1 protein-coding gene is annotated in these 428 nt (G+C 45.3%); it reads left to right on the top strand.

The genetic code is table 11. The features are described 5' to 3' along the window. Window positions 1-428: dihydrofolate reductase DfrA (gene dfrA / locus RVS70_RS22620; protein WP_414617189.1), on the top strand; the 428-nt coding region annotated here is incomplete at both ends.

The raw sequence follows: 428 nt of genomic DNA, 5'->3' as shown, positions 1-428 counted from the left end.
TCAATTATTTTTGCGATGGATGCCAACAGGCTTATCGGCAAAGACAATGATTTGCCGTGGCATTTGACCAATGATCTTGCATACTTTAAGAAAGTTACATCGGGCCATTCAATCATTATGGGCCGGAAAACATTTGAATCGATCGGACGTCCGCTTCCAAATCGGAAAAATATTGTCGTCACATCAGCGCCGGCTTCAGAATTTCCGGGATGCACGGTTGTCAGTTCGTTACAGGATGTACTGGATATTTGTTCAGGCTCTGAAGAATGCTTTGTGATCGGAGGGGCTCAGCTCTATACGGACCTGTTCCCTTATGCGGACAGACTGTATATGACGAAAATTCATCACGAGTTTGAAGGTGACCGTCACTTTCCTGAATTTGATGAAGGGGATTGGGAACTGGTTTCTTCTGAGCAGGGGATCAAGGA

This window comes from Virgibacillus sp. M23 (assembly GCF_034190895.1).
Classification (GTDB): Bacteria; Bacillota; Bacilli; order Bacillales; family Amphibacillaceae; genus Virgibacillus; species Virgibacillus salarius.
Note: the sequence above shows the minus strand (reverse complement) of the source record. Positions and strands in the feature narration are given on the sequence as shown.